22 protein-coding genes are annotated in these 17,470 nt (G+C 50.5%); 13 read left to right on the top strand and 9 right to left on the bottom strand.

All coding sequences use genetic code 11. The features are described from left to right. Positions 1–40 precede the first annotated feature (40 nt). The 4 genes from ACEPST_RS12135 to ACEPST_RS12150 all read left to right on the top strand — a co-directional run bounded on the left by ACEPST_RS12135 (position 41) and on the right by ACEPST_RS12150 (position 2,498). Positions 41–1,327, top strand: coding sequence for a metallophosphoesterase (locus tag ACEPST_RS12135; protein WP_204121583.1), 1,287 nt, complete (start codon positions 41–43; stop codon positions 1,325–1,327). 159 nt (positions 1,328–1,486) lie between these two features. Beyond that, positions 1,487–1,729, top strand: a complete 243-nt coding sequence (locus tag ACEPST_RS12140; protein ID WP_204121584.1) for a hypothetical protein — start codon at positions 1,487–1,489, stop codon at positions 1,727–1,729. A 179-nt stretch (positions 1,730–1,908) separates the two neighbouring features. Further along, complete coding sequence (locus tag ACEPST_RS12145; RefSeq protein WP_204121585.1) at positions 1,909–2,145, top strand: hypothetical protein; 237 nt, start codon at positions 1,909–1,911, stop codon at positions 2,143–2,145. 50 nt (positions 2,146–2,195) lie between these two features. Continuing rightward, positions 2,196–2,498, top strand: coding sequence for a hypothetical protein (locus ACEPST_RS12150; RefSeq protein ID WP_204121586.1), 303 nt, complete (start codon positions 2,196–2,198; stop codon positions 2,496–2,498). A gap of 131 nt (positions 2,499–2,629) precedes the next feature. Here the strand turns inward: ACEPST_RS12150 and ACEPST_RS12155 are convergent, their stop codons facing one another. The 7 genes from ACEPST_RS12155 to mscL all read right to left on the bottom strand — a co-directional run bounded on the left by ACEPST_RS12155 (position 2,630) and on the right by mscL (position 6,709). Next, positions 2,630–3,037, bottom strand: a complete 408-nt coding sequence (locus tag ACEPST_RS12155; protein ID WP_204121587.1) for a hypothetical protein — start codon at positions 3,035–3,037, stop codon at positions 2,630–2,632. Between the two features lie 167 nt (positions 3,038–3,204). Continuing rightward, entirely contained in the window at positions 3,205–3,564 is a 360-nt protein-coding gene (locus ACEPST_RS12160) for a hypothetical protein (protein ID WP_204121588.1), read from the bottom strand. Positions 3,565–3,697: 133 nt separating this feature from the next. Further along, complete coding sequence (locus ACEPST_RS12165; protein ID WP_125762827.1) at positions 3,698–4,060, bottom strand: hypothetical protein; 363 nt, start codon at positions 4,058–4,060, stop codon at positions 3,698–3,700. 170 nt (positions 4,061–4,230) lie between these two features. Then, a complete protein-coding gene (locus ACEPST_RS12170; protein WP_204121589.1) occupies positions 4,231–4,482 on the bottom strand; it encodes a hypothetical protein in 252 nt (83 codons plus the stop codon). Positions 4,483–4,542: 60 nt separating this feature from the next. Beyond that, entirely contained in the window at positions 4,543–5,403 is an 861-nt protein-coding gene (locus ACEPST_RS12175) for a DNA/RNA non-specific endonuclease (protein ID WP_204121590.1), read from the bottom strand. Position 5,404: 1 nt separating this feature from the next. Further along, positions 5,405–6,034 carry a hypothetical protein gene (locus ACEPST_RS12180; protein WP_204121591.1) on the bottom strand — a complete coding sequence of 210 codons (630 nt, stop codon included), beginning with the start codon at positions 6,032–6,034 and terminating at the stop codon, positions 5,405–5,407. Between the two features lie 300 nt (positions 6,035–6,334). After that, positions 6,335–6,709 carry a large-conductance mechanosensitive channel protein MscL gene (gene mscL / locus ACEPST_RS12185; RefSeq protein WP_204121592.1) on the bottom strand — a complete coding sequence of 125 codons (375 nt, stop codon included), beginning with the start codon at positions 6,707–6,709 and terminating at the stop codon, positions 6,335–6,337. Between the two features lie 191 nt (positions 6,710–6,900). Between mscL and ACEPST_RS12190 the strand changes: the two genes are divergently transcribed. From ACEPST_RS12190 to ACEPST_RS12230, 9 genes are all read left to right on the top strand, one after another. Then, the gene (locus tag ACEPST_RS12190; RefSeq protein WP_204121593.1) at positions 6,901–7,299 is read left to right on the top strand and encodes an iron-sulfur cluster biosynthesis family protein; all 399 of its coding nucleotides are present in this window, start codon (positions 6,901–6,903) and stop codon (positions 7,297–7,299) included. Positions 7,300–7,595: 296 nt separating this feature from the next. Continuing rightward, a complete protein-coding gene (locus tag ACEPST_RS12195; protein ID WP_191988054.1) occupies positions 7,596–7,913 on the top strand; it encodes a hypothetical protein in 318 nt (105 codons plus the stop codon). A gap of 676 nt (positions 7,914–8,589) precedes the next feature. Continuing rightward, positions 8,590–9,540 (top strand): 50S ribosomal protein L11 methyltransferase, encoded by a 951-nt coding sequence (gene prmA, locus ACEPST_RS12200; RefSeq protein ID WP_204121594.1) that lies wholly within the window; start codon positions 8,590–8,592, stop codon positions 9,538–9,540. 2 nt (positions 9,541–9,542) lie between these two features. Then, positions 9,543–10,301 (top strand): 16S rRNA (uracil(1498)-N(3))-methyltransferase, encoded by a 759-nt coding sequence (locus tag ACEPST_RS12205; RefSeq protein ID WP_204121595.1) that lies wholly within the window; start codon positions 9,543–9,545, stop codon positions 10,299–10,301. A gap of 95 nt (positions 10,302–10,396) precedes the next feature. Continuing rightward, positions 10,397–10,729, top strand: coding sequence for a hypothetical protein (locus ACEPST_RS12210; protein WP_204121596.1), 333 nt, complete (start codon positions 10,397–10,399; stop codon positions 10,727–10,729). An 87-nt stretch (positions 10,730–10,816) separates the two neighbouring features. Further along, positions 10,817–13,051 (top strand): RelA/SpoT family protein, encoded by a 2,235-nt coding sequence (locus ACEPST_RS12215; protein WP_204121597.1) that lies wholly within the window; start codon positions 10,817–10,819, stop codon positions 13,049–13,051. A 14-nt stretch (positions 13,052–13,065) separates the two neighbouring features. Continuing rightward, positions 13,066–13,512: a D-aminoacyl-tRNA deacylase gene (dtd, locus tag ACEPST_RS12220; RefSeq protein ID WP_203645540.1), complete on the top strand. Its 447-nt coding sequence runs from the start codon at positions 13,066–13,068 to the stop codon at positions 13,510–13,512. Between the two features lie 343 nt (positions 13,513–13,855). Then, entirely contained in the window at positions 13,856–14,500 is a 645-nt protein-coding gene (locus ACEPST_RS12225) for an HAD-IA family hydrolase (RefSeq protein ID WP_204121598.1), read from the top strand. Between the two features lie 124 nt (positions 14,501–14,624). Next, on the top strand, positions 14,625–14,987 hold the full coding sequence (locus tag ACEPST_RS12230) for a hypothetical protein (RefSeq protein WP_204121599.1): 363 nt from the start codon (positions 14,625–14,627) through the stop codon (positions 14,985–14,987). Positions 14,988–15,438: 451 nt separating this feature from the next. Here the strand turns inward: ACEPST_RS12230 and ACEPST_RS12235 are convergent, their stop codons facing one another. Both ACEPST_RS12235 and ACEPST_RS12240 read right to left on the bottom strand, forming a co-directional pair. Beyond that, entirely contained in the window at positions 15,439–16,281 is an 843-nt protein-coding gene (locus ACEPST_RS12235; protein WP_204121600.1) for a fructosamine kinase family protein, read from the bottom strand. A 24-nt stretch (positions 16,282–16,305) separates the two neighbouring features. Then, positions 16,306–17,157, bottom strand: a complete 852-nt coding sequence (locus ACEPST_RS12240; protein WP_203645548.1) for an N-acetylmuramoyl-L-alanine amidase — start codon at positions 17,155–17,157, stop codon at positions 16,306–16,308. Positions 17,158–17,470: the final 313 nt, after the last annotated feature.

The raw sequence follows: 17,470 nt of genomic DNA on the forward strand, positions 1-17,470 counted from the left end.
CGGGTTACGCTGAGTATTGGTCAATATGGGGGTGAACAAAGTGGCAAGCAATAAAGTCATTTATGCATATTTAGGGCTACCGGGCACGGAATCTTGGCTGTTTTCTCAGCCAGGATTAACGCCTTACATTTTGTCTGAGCATCGGCTTCGTTTGGCAGCTGGTAATCCGCAATTGCAGCTCAGCAGTGAGGGTAACCTTGAAACGGCTATTAATCCAGCTCCTGCACCACTAGTTGAACGTTTGCTGGATCAGTTAATGAGACAACGACTGGACATGCAGGACCCCTTCATTTTAGCCGTGAATCTGTTATCGCGGAAACGGTTGCGTTGGTTTAGACGATTGGTGAAAGAGGCGTGGGGATACCGGGTTATCATTATTGATGGCATGTCTGGACCATCACGGCCGGATTCAGATCTCGCCATTGCCGCTGGCTACGACACGGACGTCCGCTACCGCTGGTCACGATATTTGGCCCGGTACTCGGCAGTTGATTGGTCTGCCTTGGGCACGGTTATCAGTCCTGAACAGTTCTTGAAAATTTTACAACACGCCTTAGAGTTTCAACCCGTTAGTGACGAAACTAATCGGCTAGTTATCTTTAGTGATATTCATGGTGATGCCACGAATCTACGGACACACTTAGCAGAACTGGCGACACCGGATACGGAATTTGCGTTTCTGGGTGATGCTATTGACCGGGGTGAGGATTCAGCCGGAGTTATCCGTGCTCTGCTGGCGCAGAATAGCGGGTTGCAGTTATTGGGGAATCATGAACATCGCTTGTTGACTTGGTATCAAGAGCACAGAATTAGTCAATCAGGAGCCGAAGACTTTGCGCAAGTGACGTTGCCACAGTTGGAAAGTGCAAACGTTAGTCGAGCAGAGATTCAGCAGTTTATCAGCGAATTGGGAACGCATTTGGCACTTGAATTCGCAGGGCGAAAGTTCTTGTTGAGCCATGCTGGGTTAGAACCCGCACAGGTCGGTCATTGGCTGAATCCGCGTTCGTTAACGGATGGAATCGCTTTGGCACCATCAGATAGTTTCATTCATGGCGTCCGGGTTGGTCAGCAGTCCGTTTATCTACGAGATATTGATCAGATCTGGGCAAATTCGGTGGCAATGAAGGATATCATTGCCATTCATGGTCACCGTAACCGTTTTGACCGGGATGTCACCTCAGCTCAGGGAATGAGTATTAACCTGACCGATGGTGATGGCGAGACGTTCCGTTACCTGGTACTAACGGCGGCTGACCACCGTTTTGTGCTCCACATTGATCAGCGAGATGGCAGTCAGCAGCGAATGATTTCCGGAAATTTTTAGGTGAAAATAGATAAAATAGTGCATATGTTTTCCCGTTCGTTTAGAAACTAAGCTTTCCAGACAAGTCATCCCCCATACATCACTAGCCCAATCAATGGTAATCTACAGATATATTTAGCGACGTTAGACAACTGAAGGACGATTGAGGGGGAGTAGCGCATGACTAAGGGACTAGCATTTGCGTTTCATGGGGGACCAACCGCGTTTATTGATCGATTGGCCATTGTCATCGACGACCTGGATGACGAAGACTTGAAAATTTTGGAACAGGTTTGTGAATGGTCATGGACGAATCACAGTGTCATTCCGGTGGAGAGCTTTCGGTTATCACCAACTGAGGTCGAATGGCGGTTAACTAAGCTGGAACGGTTAGAACTGTTGGATCTTGGAGAACGCGTTTAAGTAGGGAGTCAACGACTGACATTGAGGATGTTGGTCGTTGACTTTTTCTTTGTTGGACAAGAGAAAAGTGTTAGAAAAGTAATTTTACGGACCAACACGCAAATGATTATTAACTTTACTTACTATGTTATTTTTAACGTGTTAGAAGATAATCTATCACCAGAAAGGAATGAAATAAGATGTTTTTCAAAATTAAGAATGATGATGTGAAGGCATTTGTCAAACAATTTGAAAGGATGAGAAATCAAATATCTTATAGTGAATTCTGCTTGATTGAATTATTGACTAATCTAGCTATTGATAACGGTAGCATGAGTTTTAGCGCAATAAAGAAAAAGTTGAATGTTAACACTGAAGAATTAGCTAAAAATATAAATCGGCTTATTGAAATGGACCTGTTTGAATTTGATCTATGATCAGATTGTTCTACGACAACACGGGCATCAAGTGTTGAGGGGGTACTGTCATGATGCTGGAATTTTCTGTTAAAGATTCTGACATGGAGTTGCTAGACAGATTGAAAGCAGTGTCAAAAAAATTGAAATGGATGGATTGGCGTGTGCTTTCCGAGATATTCGGTTTGTTTGATGGTGATGAAACAGCAATCTTTACCTTTGATGAGTTGTCTAAGAAACTTGACATTAGTCTTGATGAAATTGACTATACGATTTCACATTTGGAATATTATAAAATTGTCACGGTAATTTGGGATGCCAATTTAGTATTTGAAAATGATACTCAGATGTTTTCTGATACGATATCTGCTTGAGATGTGTGCCTTAGTCAGGGGTTCGTTTAGAAATAACGATTCCGAAACAAATTCGTTAAATCTAAAACACCCAGGCACGCGTCAATCGACGTGAACCTGGGTGTTTTGTGTTGCTAATGAATGGTCTAAATTTAGTAGCCAGTATAGTTCAAAATACGGTCAAAAGTTGCCTTTGTGGTCCGCGTGGCAACTTTCTTTTTGCTGGCGAATGGGAATTGCCCAGAGAACTGCAACTGCTTGCGAGATAACTGGGTCAACTTCACCGGTTTTTTGGAAAATTTACGCATCATGATCGAATAGTGATTACCAGTTTGCTTCACGGAGGTTACCTTGAGATGGAAGGAACCTTTACCAAAGGGGCCGATGTCAAAGTAATGCCGGGTCAAATGGATGGCCTTGGCCTGACCATGTTTGTAGTAGCCGCGTAGCTGCGTGGGCACCGTTTTGGTTGTTTTAGCCTCAGCCGATACCGGTAGTCCGGCGGAGCCCAACAACAGACCGGTTAACAGCGTGACTGAAAGTGTTAGACGTTTATTCATTGAAATCATCCTTTACACCAAGATTTATGTAGACACTAATACACAGATTAATATACAGCTGAAATTAGGTGAAATAAAATGTATTCTTCGTTAGACTGTGAAGGCGATTGACCATCGCACAAAAAAAACGGTTGCCATTTTCGACAACCGTTGGAGCTATTTCCCTGTTAATATTTGTGATACCAATGATGACCCTTAGCCGCAACCACAAAGAAGGTTCGTGAATTGTGGGTATATTTATGTGGCGACTTGATTACCCAGACGCCACCGGAACTCATCAACCAGTGGGAAATCTTGACGTGGGCGCCCTTGTGAACGTAGCCGGCATCGGTAAAGCGGTTGGCGGCTTCGTACTTGCCGGTCCGCACCCGGTAAACGTGAACGGTCCGGGTGATTTTGACACGGCGGGTAGCCTTGGCAGCGTACGCATTACCATTTAAATAGCTGGCGTGGACGGGGATGGGGATGGCGGGTAAGCCGACCATGACCAGGGCCAGTAACAACAATCCCCATTTTCTCAAATGCATGAAACTCCTCCTAGAAAGACCATCAGCTTTTAACGTCGTCAGTTTTGGACGTCACCGCAGACCAGCAAAAAACGGCTAGCTAGTAGCCAGTCGTTTCAGTAGTCTAATGAATAAGGGGCTTAGTCATTCGTGTTTACTCGCGTTCAGCGTCCTCGGCCAATTCCAGCCAAATGGTTAGGGGTGACGGGATGTAGTCCGGCCACTTTTCCATTTTCTTAGCACAGCGGTCCAACAGGTGGCTCTTGCCGTCCGTGGCGAGGTCCTCAAAGACCGTTAACGCTTCGGTATTGTCTTCCAAATCTACCTTCAGTGTTGGGGCACTGTGGCGCCATTCCTCAATCAAATCCTGATAGATCACGATTCTGCGTGCTTGTAAGATGGTGTAGTCCACACCTTCTACGTGGAGCTGCTTGGTGAATAGGTCATACTCGTCAAAGACCGCCGTTTGGGCCCGTTGCCAATCAGTTTCGGTAAAATCTGCTTGTTGTTCTTTCATCTTCGTCGACCTCTAGATTCACATAAGATATGTAGAATAGTTAATTTTTATTTATTCGCTAAACAAATGACCCTTTCCACAGTATAGCATTTTCTCGCGAAATAGTAAGCGGCTGGTTAGACCAATCGGTGGCACGCAAAAAGGCTGGCAGGCGCACCAGCCCTTCAGACCTACTTTTCCCAGCCACACAGCGTGTAGTGGTGGTTCTTTGCCCATTTCTTCGTCACGTGTTTGAGCTTACCCGCGTGATTCAAGCCACGACAGGTTTTGTCGAAGTGATAACGATGGCCGTGGTTAGGGGCAATCCAGACTTTGGCGCTCTTGGCTTCGGCAGTAGGAACGGGGGCGGTCAGGGGTTCGACGACGCCACCCAGCGTAAAGGTGATGGCAATCAGGGTTAGGGCTTTGCGTAGTGTTTTCATCTAATTTTCCTCCTAGGGAATCGCGTCAGCTTTTCAAGTCTTCAGAGTTTGGACCACTGATTAACTGGCTTGACTGTAGCCGGTGGCGTAGTCAATCGTGTAACCAGGTTCGACGTTAAAAATGTAGACGTTGAAGTGAATCTCGTTGGAGCCTAACGACTGGGCCCGCATCTGGACCCCACGGGCGACCAGTTCACTGCCACGGAAAATGGGGGTCACGGTGTAGCGTACGTAGTGGGCCTTGCTGGCATGAAGATAGGTGGCGACGTCCATTTCGTTGTGTAGCATGAGCGGGCTGTTTAAGGTCCGCGTCCCGGTCATCAGGTTCTTCGGATTGTTATTTTGACCGGTAAATTGGTAGCCGATTAAATGGCTCCGGTTGTACAACCAGCCGTGATGCGTGCGCTTGTTGTGCCAGCCGGTCGGATCGACGGTCAGGGATTCCCGCTTAGCACTCGGCATCAGCGACTGATTCAACAGGGCTTCGGCGCCGGTGACCCGGTTTTGGCTGTCGAGATTGTGATACGTTTGCCAGGCACCATGAGCCTTGGACAGTTGTTTGCGACTAAAGCCCGGATTGTTGTGGTTGACGGTAATCTCCTGTTGGCCCGCGTAGGTGAGGGCGGCAAGGTTCGTGGTGGCCGCCGACTTGGTGGACCGTTTAGCGGCTGGTTTCTTCTTGGCGGATTTTTTAAGCTTTGCCTTGCGGTGAGCCAGGGACTTCTGTTCGCTGGCTAGGCGGGCACTCTCAGCGGAGTTGGCCTGCTCCAATTTTTTAGCCTGCTTTTGGGGCTGGTGATCGTAAACGACCTTGGTACTGGTCGCATTGGCCGCGGCGGACTGCTTGTTATGGGTACAGCCACTGAGCCCGATAAGTGCCAGACTCAGCAGCGTGGCCGTGATAGCGGTTATTTTTTTCATCTTATCGCAACGCCTTTCTGTAGCCGGCCGCCTTGGCTTGCGCTTCCGTCTGGAAGTAAACGGCGTTACTACTGTTCATGTGGTAGCCCGATTGTCCGGGCACGTGATAGATCTTGGAATTCTTGTTGCCGATGATCTGGCCGTCTTTGCCGGTGGTCAGGTCGCCTCGGGTATGGCGAGCGTGGCTAGACTGCGTGGGCGCACTAGAACTCGCGGTCTGACTATTGGCCTTGGCTGCGGCTGCCTGACTGGCAGCTTCCCGCGAGGCACTCTTGGCACTTGCCCGACTTTCGGACTGGCTAGAGGCCTGACTGGCACTCGCGGCTTTGCTGGCAGCGGCGGCCTGTGAGCTGGCTTGGGCATCGAGTTGGTCACTGGTGGCGGTCTGCTGGCTGGCAATCACGGCCAACCGGCGGGACTCGGTCTTGGCGCGGGCTAAGCGTTTCGTGCCCACCTGAACGGTCTTGGTCTTGATGGTCGGCTGTGGGTTGTCAGCGGCTAGTCCGACCACGCCGCCAAAGAGGGCGAGAAAAATAAAGGCGCTCCCTAAAATCTTACGGCGATGGGGTTTGCGCAGGACCCAGTAGGCCGCACCGCCCCACAGGAGAATCCAAATAAGTGCAAACGTCATGTGATAATCAGCTTCTTTCCCCTAGTTTGCCACTTTAGTCCTGTATGTATGCTACAAAGTAGTTGTGGCTCACCACCAATTCTACGGGCATGGACCGCCAGTCGCAAGACTTATTTGTAATTAATTCTAAAGATTGTGATGGTGAACAAAATTTTGCGGGTTAATGACGTCGCTAATAAAAAGTTGATCAGTGGGTCAACGTAAAAAGCCATGCCTACCGTAAATCACGGATGGACATGGCTGATTGAAAGCTTTGTGTAATGATGGGGCGTATGAGTAGAAACTGGTGAACTAAGCGGCTTACTTGTCTTTTTTAAGCAGCTCGACGATTTCACGAAGGTACTTTTCTTCCTGCGTTGGCACGGGTTCGCTAGGTTCTTCCGTCGGCTTGGCCAAAATCTTGTTGAGTAGCTTAATTAACAGGAAGACCACGAAGGCAATGATTAGGAAATTAATGACAGAGTTGATGAAGGCTCCGTAGCGGAAATGAGCGCTGCCCACGGTGAGCACTAGGTTGGAGAAGTCAATGCTCCCCACAAAAATTCCCAGCAGAGGGTTGATCAGGTTGGTGACCAACGAGTTAACGATGGCGGTAAAGGCTGCCCCAACAATAACCCCGACGGCCAGGTCCATGACGTTGCCGCGGGCGATAAACTCTTTAAATTCTTTTAACACGAGCGATTCCTCCTAAAGGTTTTGTCTTCTATTTTTAATGATTTGGGTAAAAATTGCAACCAAAACGCTGAGGCTAAAACGTTTAGCAACCAATGGCCGATTAGCAACGAGGCGCTCAACGATGCACGGCCGACTGAGCTGCGGTAAAATAGGTATATAACTAGACGAATTCAAATATAGGGGGACTGATGATGGCGAGCATTCAGTTAAGTGACGCATTGGTAGCGTTATTGCAGCGCAAAGGGTTGGCACAAAAGGATCTAATCTTGTTGACGGACGATGGTGGCGGCAAGTATTCCCTTCAGGGTGGCGCCTGTACGATTGGTACCAACTTCACGCTGATTGTGATTGAGGCGCCTGACAAGGATTATCCGGTTAGCTTGCATAACGACCAGGGGATTCACCTCTGGACGTCCGACTACGATTTGATTTTTCTGGAAACGGGTGTGGCCATGGATTATCGAAACGGCCAGATTTCTATCAAGGATGATGCGCATGCGCTGTTGGATAATACGGTCCAAATTGCGAATGGCCAGGACGTGTTGGCTGCCTTCGCCCAGGGCATTACGTTGAAGGGTGCGTCTTGCTAAGCTTACAGTCACGCGTACCGAAAGTGAGCCGCTTTTTTTCAATTTAGTTGGTTCCAATGGTCCTGAAAGTATAGTACAATAAACAATGTAAGTGGTTTCAATCGGATTGCCAAATGCGTGAAATTTCCTGTAATCGACCGTGAAAAAAGTTTGGGAAGCCAGACATTTTGCTTGCAATCTAGTGAAAAATCAACTATTATCAATTATTGATACATTTTAAAACGGGTAGGCAACCGAACCGGCGTTGACGTCGGTTAAAAGCTGAGTAGATTGTCATGAATTAGGAGGTGATTACCATGCTGAGTCGAACCAAAGAGTTCTTACGGCAACATAACTATCGTTACGAAAAGTCGTATATTCGGCCATTGATGGCGCCAGAGAGCGTCTACGTGTTTAAATTCGGTCAAGATTCGCTCAATAATCGGGTAATCATTCGTTATGGTCACACGTGGACCGGTCGTCAGCGAATCAACGAGATTGATTTGCGGCTGCACAAACAAAAGCATCCACGTGTGTTTCAAAACGAGGCGGATATGTTAGATTACTTGGAAACGCAACTTGCCCAGCGCGAGCAACGCCACGCTGATCATCCGAGCGATACCGAGAAGGTCTAGGACCGTTTTGTTAATTACTTAATTTTAGCGGTGAGCCGCAGGCAATTAAATTTGTCTGCGGCTCTTTTCTTTGGCCTGAATTTTGGCAATTCACAGCCGACTCCTTTATAATTGGAGAGTCAGCTTCTTTCGGGCGACCAACCTGCGTGAAAATTGCGGGTCAATGCCGCTCCCGGCGGCGGGTTCAAGGTGGTCCTGCTATGGGGAACGGTTCCAGCCTGAGAAGCGGTCTTCCACCTCGCCTTGAAGCCTGGAAGAACACCAGTCTCCAAGGTCGTCCCGTGATCTAAGCTGAGAAAATGCTCTCAGCTTAGATCACCGACACAGCTGGCCACCTTGCCCCGCCTCTGGTCGCTAACACTGATCAGCAATTTTCAATGGGCTTGGACTGCAAGAATACGACTTGTGTGTGCCAGCTGTTAGCCAGTGCGTGCGGGTTAAACTTGTGTTAGCTGCAGGGTGGGTGAAAATGAGCTCAGCCGTGGGAGTTGCCTTAGCGGGTTTCCCGCTTAGGCAACTGCTAGTTTTGAGACGTGTTTTTCGGCTCAAAGTAAGTCTGGAGACTGTTCTTTGGCTCCAGGCGGCGCCCACCGCGTTCCGGCTCATTTTCACCCGCCCGGAAGCATAGTGAAAGATAAAATATAGAAAATTAAACCCTCAAGGAGGATATTTACCCATGGAATGGACCGAAGTCAGTGTCATTACCACGAACGAAGCCGTTGAGGCCGTTAGCAATATTTTACAGGAAGCAGGGGCCAGTGGCGTGAAAATCGATGACGCCGCCGACTACGCCAACCTGAAGCCCGGCAAGTACGGCGAAGTCGTGGATCTCGCAACGATTCCGCACCGGACGTCTGGCGCGGAAATTAGCGCTTACTATCCCGAAACCATCTTTGTCCCAGAAATTTTACCAACCATCAAGCAACGGGTCAGTGACCTGACCAAGTTTGGCTTGGACCCCACGCCCGGGACGGTTACGACTAAGGCTGTGGACGATGAAAGTTGGGCGACTGCCTGGCAGAAGTATTACCATCCAGTCCGGGTCACCCGTTATCTGACGGTCAGCCCTAGCTGGGAGAATTACCAACCCGTTCAGGCAGATGAGCACGTGATTCGGTTGGACCCGGGGATGGCCTTTGGCACCGGGACGCACCCAACCACGCGGCTGTCACTGACGGCTCTGGAAATGGTGGTTCGCGGCGGCGAGACCATGTACGACGTGGGAACCGGTTCAGGCGTTTTGAGTATTGCGGCTAAATACTTGGGTGTGAAGGACATCACGGCCTTTGACCTCGACGACGTGGCCGTTCGTTCCGCCAAGACCAATCTGGACCTCAATCCCGTCGCAACAGACATCGTGGCTAAGCCTAACGACCTGTTAAATGGGATTCACAAGCCGGTTGATTTAGTGGTGGCCAACATTTTGGCCGAAATCATCTTGCCACTGATTCCCCAAGCTTGGGAAAACCTGCACGATGGCGGTTACTTCCTGACGTCTGGAATCATCGTCGACAAGCTGGATGAAGTTGTGGCTGCCCAGAAGAAGCAGGGCTTCATCATCGATAACATCCTGCAAATGAAGGACTGGCGCGGCGTGATCGCCCACAAGCCAACGGAGGATGACTAAGCATGCAACGGTATTTTTTGGAGGCAACTAGTCAGGATGGCGAACAAATTACCCTCTCATCGGCCATCTACCATCATTGGGTCACGGTCCTGCGCGCTGAGGTTGGTGCCGAGGCTGAATTCGTGGACGACACGGCGCACCTGTTTCACGGCCAACTTCTGGCGGTGACTGGGGATACGGCGACGGTCAAACTGACGGCCGTCCCCACGCCAGCGGTCGAACTGCCCGTGGGCGTCACGATTATCTGTGGCTTGCCCAAGCAGGAAAAGGCTGAATGGATCACGCAAAAGGCCACCGAATTGGGCGTGGACCACGTGATTTTCTATGCCGCGGACTGGTCGGTTGCCAAGTGGCAGCCCAACAAGGTTGCTAAAAAGTTAGCCCGCTTAACTAAGATTGCCCATGGTGCAGCGGAACAGGCACATCGATTGCGTCGGCCAGACGTCAGCTACGCCAAAAACCTACGTACGGCCTTGGAAACGCCACATGACGTGGCCCTAGTGGCGTACGAGGAGTCAGCTAAGCAGGGTGAACAGAGCGCGTTGAACCGGCAGCTTCAGACCCTGACTCCCGGTCAACGGGTGGTCGCTGTCTTTGGCCCCGAGGGTGGCATTAGCCCAGCCGAAGTTGCCCAGGCGCAGGCATTAAACGCCACACTGGTGGGCTTAGGCCCGCGGATTCTCCGCACGGAAACGGCACCGTTGTATTTCCTGTCGGCGGTCTCCATGGTCTTGGAGTTACAGCAAGTTAACCCTAGTTAATCGCGTAAATTAACCCGGATAACGGGTAACAGGGTGAAATCTCCCCTGAAACATGCTAAAATAGTTGCAATTATTAAGAGAGATGGGTGAACGAGATGGCATTTTTAGAACGGATTGGCTGGCGTTACTGGCTGGTCGCCATCGTTATGGGGTTGGCGTTGCCAGCATTAGCCACGGGGATTGGGATTAGCCCCGTCATGCGCTTCGGCGGGTTACTGGTGATTATTAATGGCTGTTTGGCGATTGTTTTAGGTCGCCTGATCTATCGGAAGACCCAACCAGGGTGGTGGCTGTTGATTTGGCCACTCATTTATTTAGCGGGTTCGCTGTGGTTTTTGCCACGCTACACCCGTTACTTTGCGATTGTTTACCTGTGCATCTCCTACTTGGCGTACGGTTTAACGCAGGCCAAGACTGAATCGAAATAACTTAACTGTTCAAAATGACCTGTGACTGACCGCGCAATGTCGTGGCGGCACAGCCAATTTTAAAAAACTAAGGGTGGTGGCGTCCATATGACCAAAGAACGTGTCTGGACGGCTAAAGAAGTAATTGCCAGAGTCGGTAAATATATGAATGCGGAACACGTTGAAATGGTGGTTAAAGCCTGCCAGTTTGCGACGGTTGCGCACAAGGATCAAACGCGTCAGTCTGGCGAACCCTACATTATGCATCCCATTCAGGTCGCAGGAATTTTAGCCGACCTGAACATGGATCCCGAAACGGTTTCGGCCGGCTTCCTGCATGATATCGTGGAAGACACCGGGGTCACCTTGAGTGATGTCCGGGAGCTATTTGGCGACGACGTGGCGTTGATCGTTGACGGCGTCACCAAGCTGGGGAAGATTAAATACAAGTCTAACCGAGAACAATTGGCGGAAAATCACCGAAAACTCCTGTTAGCGATGTCCAAGGATATTCGGGTCATGATCGTCAAGCTGGCTGACCGGTTGCATAACATGCGGACGCTGGAACACCTGCGGCCGGATAAGCAACGGCGAATCGCCAACGAAACGCTGGAAATTTACGCGCCACTGGCCGACCGTTTGGGGATCAGTACCATCAAGTGGGAGCTTGAAGATATCTCACTGCGGTACCTGAACCCGCAACAATACTACCGCATCGTCCACCTGATGAATTCACGGCGGGACCAACGGGAACAGTACATTGCTGGGGCCATCAAGGATATTCAGGACTCCATCAAGGATTTGAAAATGACGCCCGAAATCTACGGCCGCCCGAAGCATATCTACTCCGTCTACCGGAAGATGAAGGACCAGCACAAGCAATTTAGCCAAATCTATGACTTGCTGGCCATTCGGGTCATCGTCGATACCATTAAGGATTGTTACGCCGTGCTGGGGGCCATTCACTCCCAATGGAAGCCGATGCCCGGCCGGTTCAAGGACTACATTGCGATGCCTAAGGCCAACATGTACCAATCTCTGCATACCACGGTGATTGGTCCTGAAGGCAAGCCGCTGGAAGTCCAGATTCGGACCAAGGAAATGCACGCCGTGGCTGAATACGGGGTTGCGGCCCACTGGGCTTACAAGGAAGGGGTCACGGACAAGGTTCAAGAGACCAACTCTGGTGACAAATTGAACTTGTTCAAGCACATCATCGAACTGCAAGAAGATACCGATGATGCTTCCGACTTCATGGACAGCGTCAAGGGTGAACTCTTTGGCGACCACGTCTACGCATTTACCCCTAAGGGCGACGTGCTGGAACTGCCTAAGGGTGCGGGACCATTGGACATGGCCTACGCCATCCATACCGAGGTCGGCCACCACACGACTGGGGCCACCATCAACGGTAAGATCGTTCCCCTGAACTACGAAATTAAAAATGGGGACATTGTGGACATCCGCACATCTAGCAGCTCGGCCGGTCCTAGTCGGGACTGGGTCAAGCTGGTCTCGACGCGACGGGCCCGCAACAAGATCAAGCAGTTCTTCAGAGCCGCCGACCGGGAACAAAACATTGTCTCCGGCCAGGACGCCGTGGAACGGACGATTCGCGACCTGGGTTACGAGCCGAAGGGCTTGATGACCAAGGAAAATCTGGACAAGGTCACCGCTAAAATGCACTACCAGCACGCGGATGACCTGTTGGCCGCCATCGGGTTTGGCGATTTACAACCTCGCGGGGTTGCCAATCGGTTGACCGAGGGCGTGCGGCAGGCTGAAGAAGACGAACGCCGCCGGCAAGAGGAACGGGAACTGCTGGAAGAACACCAGACCATTAAGAACGATCCCGATAGTGAAAAGAAGGATCGGAAGAAGGCCAAGGACTCCGATGGCGTGGTCATTGAGGGCGTAGACAACCTGTTGATTCGGTTGAGTCACTGCTGTTCCCCCGTTCCCGGTGACGACATTGTTGGGTACATCACTAAGGGCCGCGGAGTTTCCGTGCACCGGCAGGATTGCCCGAACGTCAGAAATGCTGAGCAAAATGGTGAACGGTTGGTCGACGTGCGCTGGGGTAATAAGGCCGGCGACAAGACCAATTACAACGCCGACATTGAGGTTCAGGGCTACAACCGTAACGGGCTGTTAAACGACGTGTTACGGACAATCAACAACAATACCAAGTACCTGACGTCCATCAACGGGAAGGTCGACCACAATAAGATGGCCACCATTTCCATCAGTCTGGGGACGCGAAACCAGCTCGAGCTTCAACGAATCTTGGATAATATCAAAAATATTCCGGACGTCTACGTGGTCAAGCGGGCGTTCCACTAAGGAAGGGTCAAACGATGCGCGTTTTATTGCAACGAGTTAGACAGTCAAGTGTGTTAGTTGAAGGCGACGTGAAGGGGTCCATTGCCGAGGGATATCTGTTACTGGTAGGTGCGGAAGATAGCGACACCAGCGAGCAGGTCGATTACCTGGTTCACAAGATCACCAAGCTACGGGTCTTTGAGGATGAAGATGGCAAGATGAACAAGAGCATTGAGGACGTGGATGGCAGCATCCTGTCTGTCTCCCAGTTCACGTTGTACGCCAACACCAAGAAGGGCAACCGACCAAGCTTCGTCGACGCCGGCGACCCCGCCCACGCGGAAAAAATCTACAACGAATTCAATGAGAAGTTAGCCGCAACGGGCCGTCACGTGGAAACGGGTGTCTTCGGCGCCGACATGCGCGTCGCCCTCATCAACGAGGGGCCCGTCACGATTTGGTTTGATACGGACGAGAAATAGAGTGCGGAGCGAGCCGCTTAGACTCTGAGCATTAACGTGGCTAAGGGAATATCCCCGTACTTGGGATATTTTCTTAGCCGGGTTAAGCGCAGGAGCCTGGCTCGCGTAGCACGTTTCAGAGGCCGCCAGGACCAGAATTGCTCCGCGAAGAACAAGTCAAGCGGTCTAAAACAAGCTGGGTTCAAAGGATACATCTGTCTCTAAGATAGATGCCCATCTGAACTTAACCGCCTCACATAGCACGAAAATATTTCAAATCGACAAAAGCAAAACCAATAAAAAATCACACAAAAACGGCTAGCTTCCCAACAGAAACTAGCCGTTTTCTAAAGGAGGAACCGGCATGCGCTATCAACAATTATTTTGGGATTTTGATGGAACCCTCGTAGACACCTATCCGGGGATGGTCGCGGCGTTTTGTGACGCGTTGGAGGCCTGTGGCGTTAATAACTTTGAATTGGATGAAGACGAAATCTATAAGGCGATGCGCCAACACAGCCTGGGCAATGCCCTTCAACGGTTTACGGCTGAATTCCGCTTGAACCGTGAACGGTTAGCAAAGGTCTACCAACAAGAGGCGGCACCACGGCTGAAAGATGCGCCGGCATTTGCCGGTGTTGCCGAGGTTTTAGCGGCCAACGTTAACGCAGGCGGCCGGAACTTCTTGCTGACGCACCGGGACCATCACGCGATGGATCGGCTGTCACAGCTGAATCTGGCGCAATACTTTACTGGTGCGGTCACGGCCGACGATGATTATCCGAGAAAGCCGGACCCAACCAGTCTGATTGCCCTGTCCAAGCAGTACGACGTTCAACGCGAGGATGCCCTAATGATTGGTGACCGTAACCTGGATGTCCAAGCGGGTCACCGCGCGGGGATGGCGGGCGCCTTATTTGACCCCGAGCACTTGATTGTTGACGAGAGCCAGCCAGAAATTCGCGTGATTCGTTACGCTGAGTTGCAGGATTGGTTAACGGAAGAATAGCCTTAAGGCAAGTTAAGTTAAGCTTTCAGATTATTTCCGCATGGGGTAGTTGGAAATTTCAGGAATCGTTTACGCCATCCTACAGCTAACAGGAAAAAATGGTTGCGTATAGAGAAGAGCATATATGAAAAAAGTAGTAACGATTGGATTAAGAATAATAGCCTCAATCATAACGATTTATTTGGGATTATGGTACCTGGTAAACGCCGATGCAGAAGTAAATACGGTTGAAACAGTTGATCCATCATTTATTTGGGCTGATTTACTCTTGTGGTTAGAAGTCGTGTTGATGGTCCTTATATTAATTAACTTGTGGCTAGGTTTTCAAATATCTGAGAAAATAACCAATTGGTGTGTGCTAATGGCATTGGTCGTGTCTATTTTGATTCTGTTGATGGCACAGGCACTAGGGAGCTTTATTCTAGTAATATTGGTTTTGGCGTTAATTGTTTGGACGCTCAATTTCAAATTAAAAGAAGGGCATTAATTATGAACCATTGTCAGTTACGCGTGGGTCTAGTTAATGTTCAAACGCTTGAAATTCAGTGAGTTATGGACAAAAACAGGAAGAAAACTCCCGATTTTTTGAGAGTTTTCTTCCTGTTTTTCTGTAGAAACCGAGTAATGTCCCGGCCTCTTTATTAACAATTTTGGGTAAAAAACCAACATGTAGAAAATATTTGCAGGAGAGGTGGTTAAAATATGTGGCCCATGTCAGTGACCAGAGGCGGATCAAGGCGACCAGCTGTGTCGATGGCATTGGCTGAGGTTTTTCACTCAGCCTAGGCCATGGGACGACCTTTGAGACCGTTTTGGGGGCTCAAAGTCGAGGTGGAAGCCCGTTTCTTAGGCTGGAACGGCCCCACAGCAGGGCACCTTGAATCCGCCGCCGGGAACGCACTGGCCAGCATATGTTAACCATCCCGGAGGCGAAAGCTTTAACCGCGTGAAAGGATCTCATCAACCGCGCCGCCATACGTTTCCCCAAACAGATTCAAATGCGCCAACAAATAATACAGTTGGTAGTGCGCCAACCGATCCGTATATCCCGCGGCAAACGGGTAGGCATCCGTGTACCCGCGATAGAAGTCGGCGGAGAAGCCCCCGAAGATGGTGGTCATGGCGATATCAAATTCACGGTCGCCGTAGAGAACGTCGGGGTCAATCAGCGTGGGGGTGCCATCGGCGGTAAACAGATAGTTGCCCGACCACAAGTCGCCATGTAACAGGGAGGGCGTGATTTGCCGGTCCTGATTCTCGGTGATGATGTGTTGACGAACCCGGTCGTAAGCGGTTTGGCGCTGGTCGTTCCACAGGTGATGGGTCTGTGCCCGTTTTACCAACGGATCGAGGCGTTGCTGAAGATAAAAGGTGGTCCAATCCGTTTGCCAATCATTATGCTTGGGGAGCTTGCCGACGAGGTTGTCCTGATCAAAGCCAAATTTTGGAGCCGTGACCCGGTGCACGCGGGCAACGGCTTGTCCCAGCTCGTACTGACTCCCGTGCCCGGTCTCTAGAAATTCCAGAACCAGGTAGGCGTCGCCGTCGATGTTGCCGGTGGCTAACACGTCGGGCACGTTTACGGCCTGGCCAAGTGCCTTGAGTCCGGCAACCTCGTGACTGTAAAAGCTGGCCGGCGTTTGCGGTTGAACTAACAAGAAGGCGGGGCCCTCTGCCGTAGTCAGGCGGTAGGCTAAGTTGATATCGCCGCCGGAAACCGGAGTCTCTGCGCTAACGTTGGGGAGTGGCAGCTGAGCCAACCAAGCTTGTGTGAGTGTCATAGATGAAGATCTTCTTTCTAAAAATTAAGAGGCTGCTTGAAAATACTTGCTGAGGCCGGCAACTACGCGGGTAGCCACGGCCTTTTGATAGCTGGTGCTGCGGATGTAGCTGAAGTCCTTCTTGGTGTTGATGTAGCCCATTTCTAAGAGCAGTGAGGGCCGGTTGTTATCTCGAATGACCTCAAAGTTGCCGTACTTGACGCCCCGGTTGGTTAGGCCCAGGTCGTCCATCTGACTGTTGACGTCCGTGGCCAATTCATATGAGGTGTCGTGGTGGTAATAGTAGGTGGTCGTTCCGGAGCCAAGGTTGTCCGCGGGGGCCGAGTCAAAGTGAAAACTGATGAAGGCACTGGCCTGATCCGTGTTGGCGAGGGCGGGCCGGTCGGCTAGGCTGACGGTCTTGTCGCTGTCACGGGTCATGATGACGTGGGCACCACGGGCGCGGAGCTGCTTAGCAACCTGTTGGGCCATGGCCAACGTGTACGTTTTTTCATCGTGGTTCTGGTCGATGGAGAGGGCGCCGGAATCGCTGCCCCCGTGCCCGGGATCCAAGACGATGGTGGCTTCCGACAGGGCGGTGGCGCGTTTCAGGTTACCCGGGTGTTGGACCAACCAACTAGCGACCCAGCCAAAGTGGTTCTGACTGTCGCGCACGTGGTACCAGTTATCTTTTTCACCTAAAATGGTCAAGCGACTGTTTTTTTTAACCTTGTGGGTGACAGAATAGGTCAGGCCGGGGCCGGTCCGCAGGTTAATATTGCTGACGGTCGCGACGACGGAATTGTGCTGGATAAAGGCAAAAATCAAGCCTCCAGCGACTAAGAGAATGACCAGTCCGGTGACCAAGCCGGGCCAGTTGCGAGGTTTAAAATGCATGTGACGGTCTCCTTTAGTAAATTAGTTTTTATTATACCACGGCGAGTGAAAATGCTTGTTAGAATCCCGTTAAGATATGGCCAAGACCGCTTTCAACAATCAGGCAAAACTTTGGTAACCACCTTGACTTTTCCCCCAATTTTCAGTATTCTTAGGAAGAATAAAATAGATTGCCCATGAGAAAGATTAGTAAGAGAATGCCCGTTATCAGAGAGGTCGCGTTGCTGGGAGCGACTAACGGTGTAACTTTGAAGACACTTTTGAGGCTAATGACGCTCGTCGTCATTCGTTTGCAACGTTATCCTGCAGAGAA

It is taken from the genome of Levilactobacillus sp. FUA 3915 (assembly GCF_044053135.1).
GTDB classification, from domain to species: Bacteria; Bacillota; Bacilli; order Lactobacillales; family Lactobacillaceae; genus Levilactobacillus; species Levilactobacillus lanxiensis.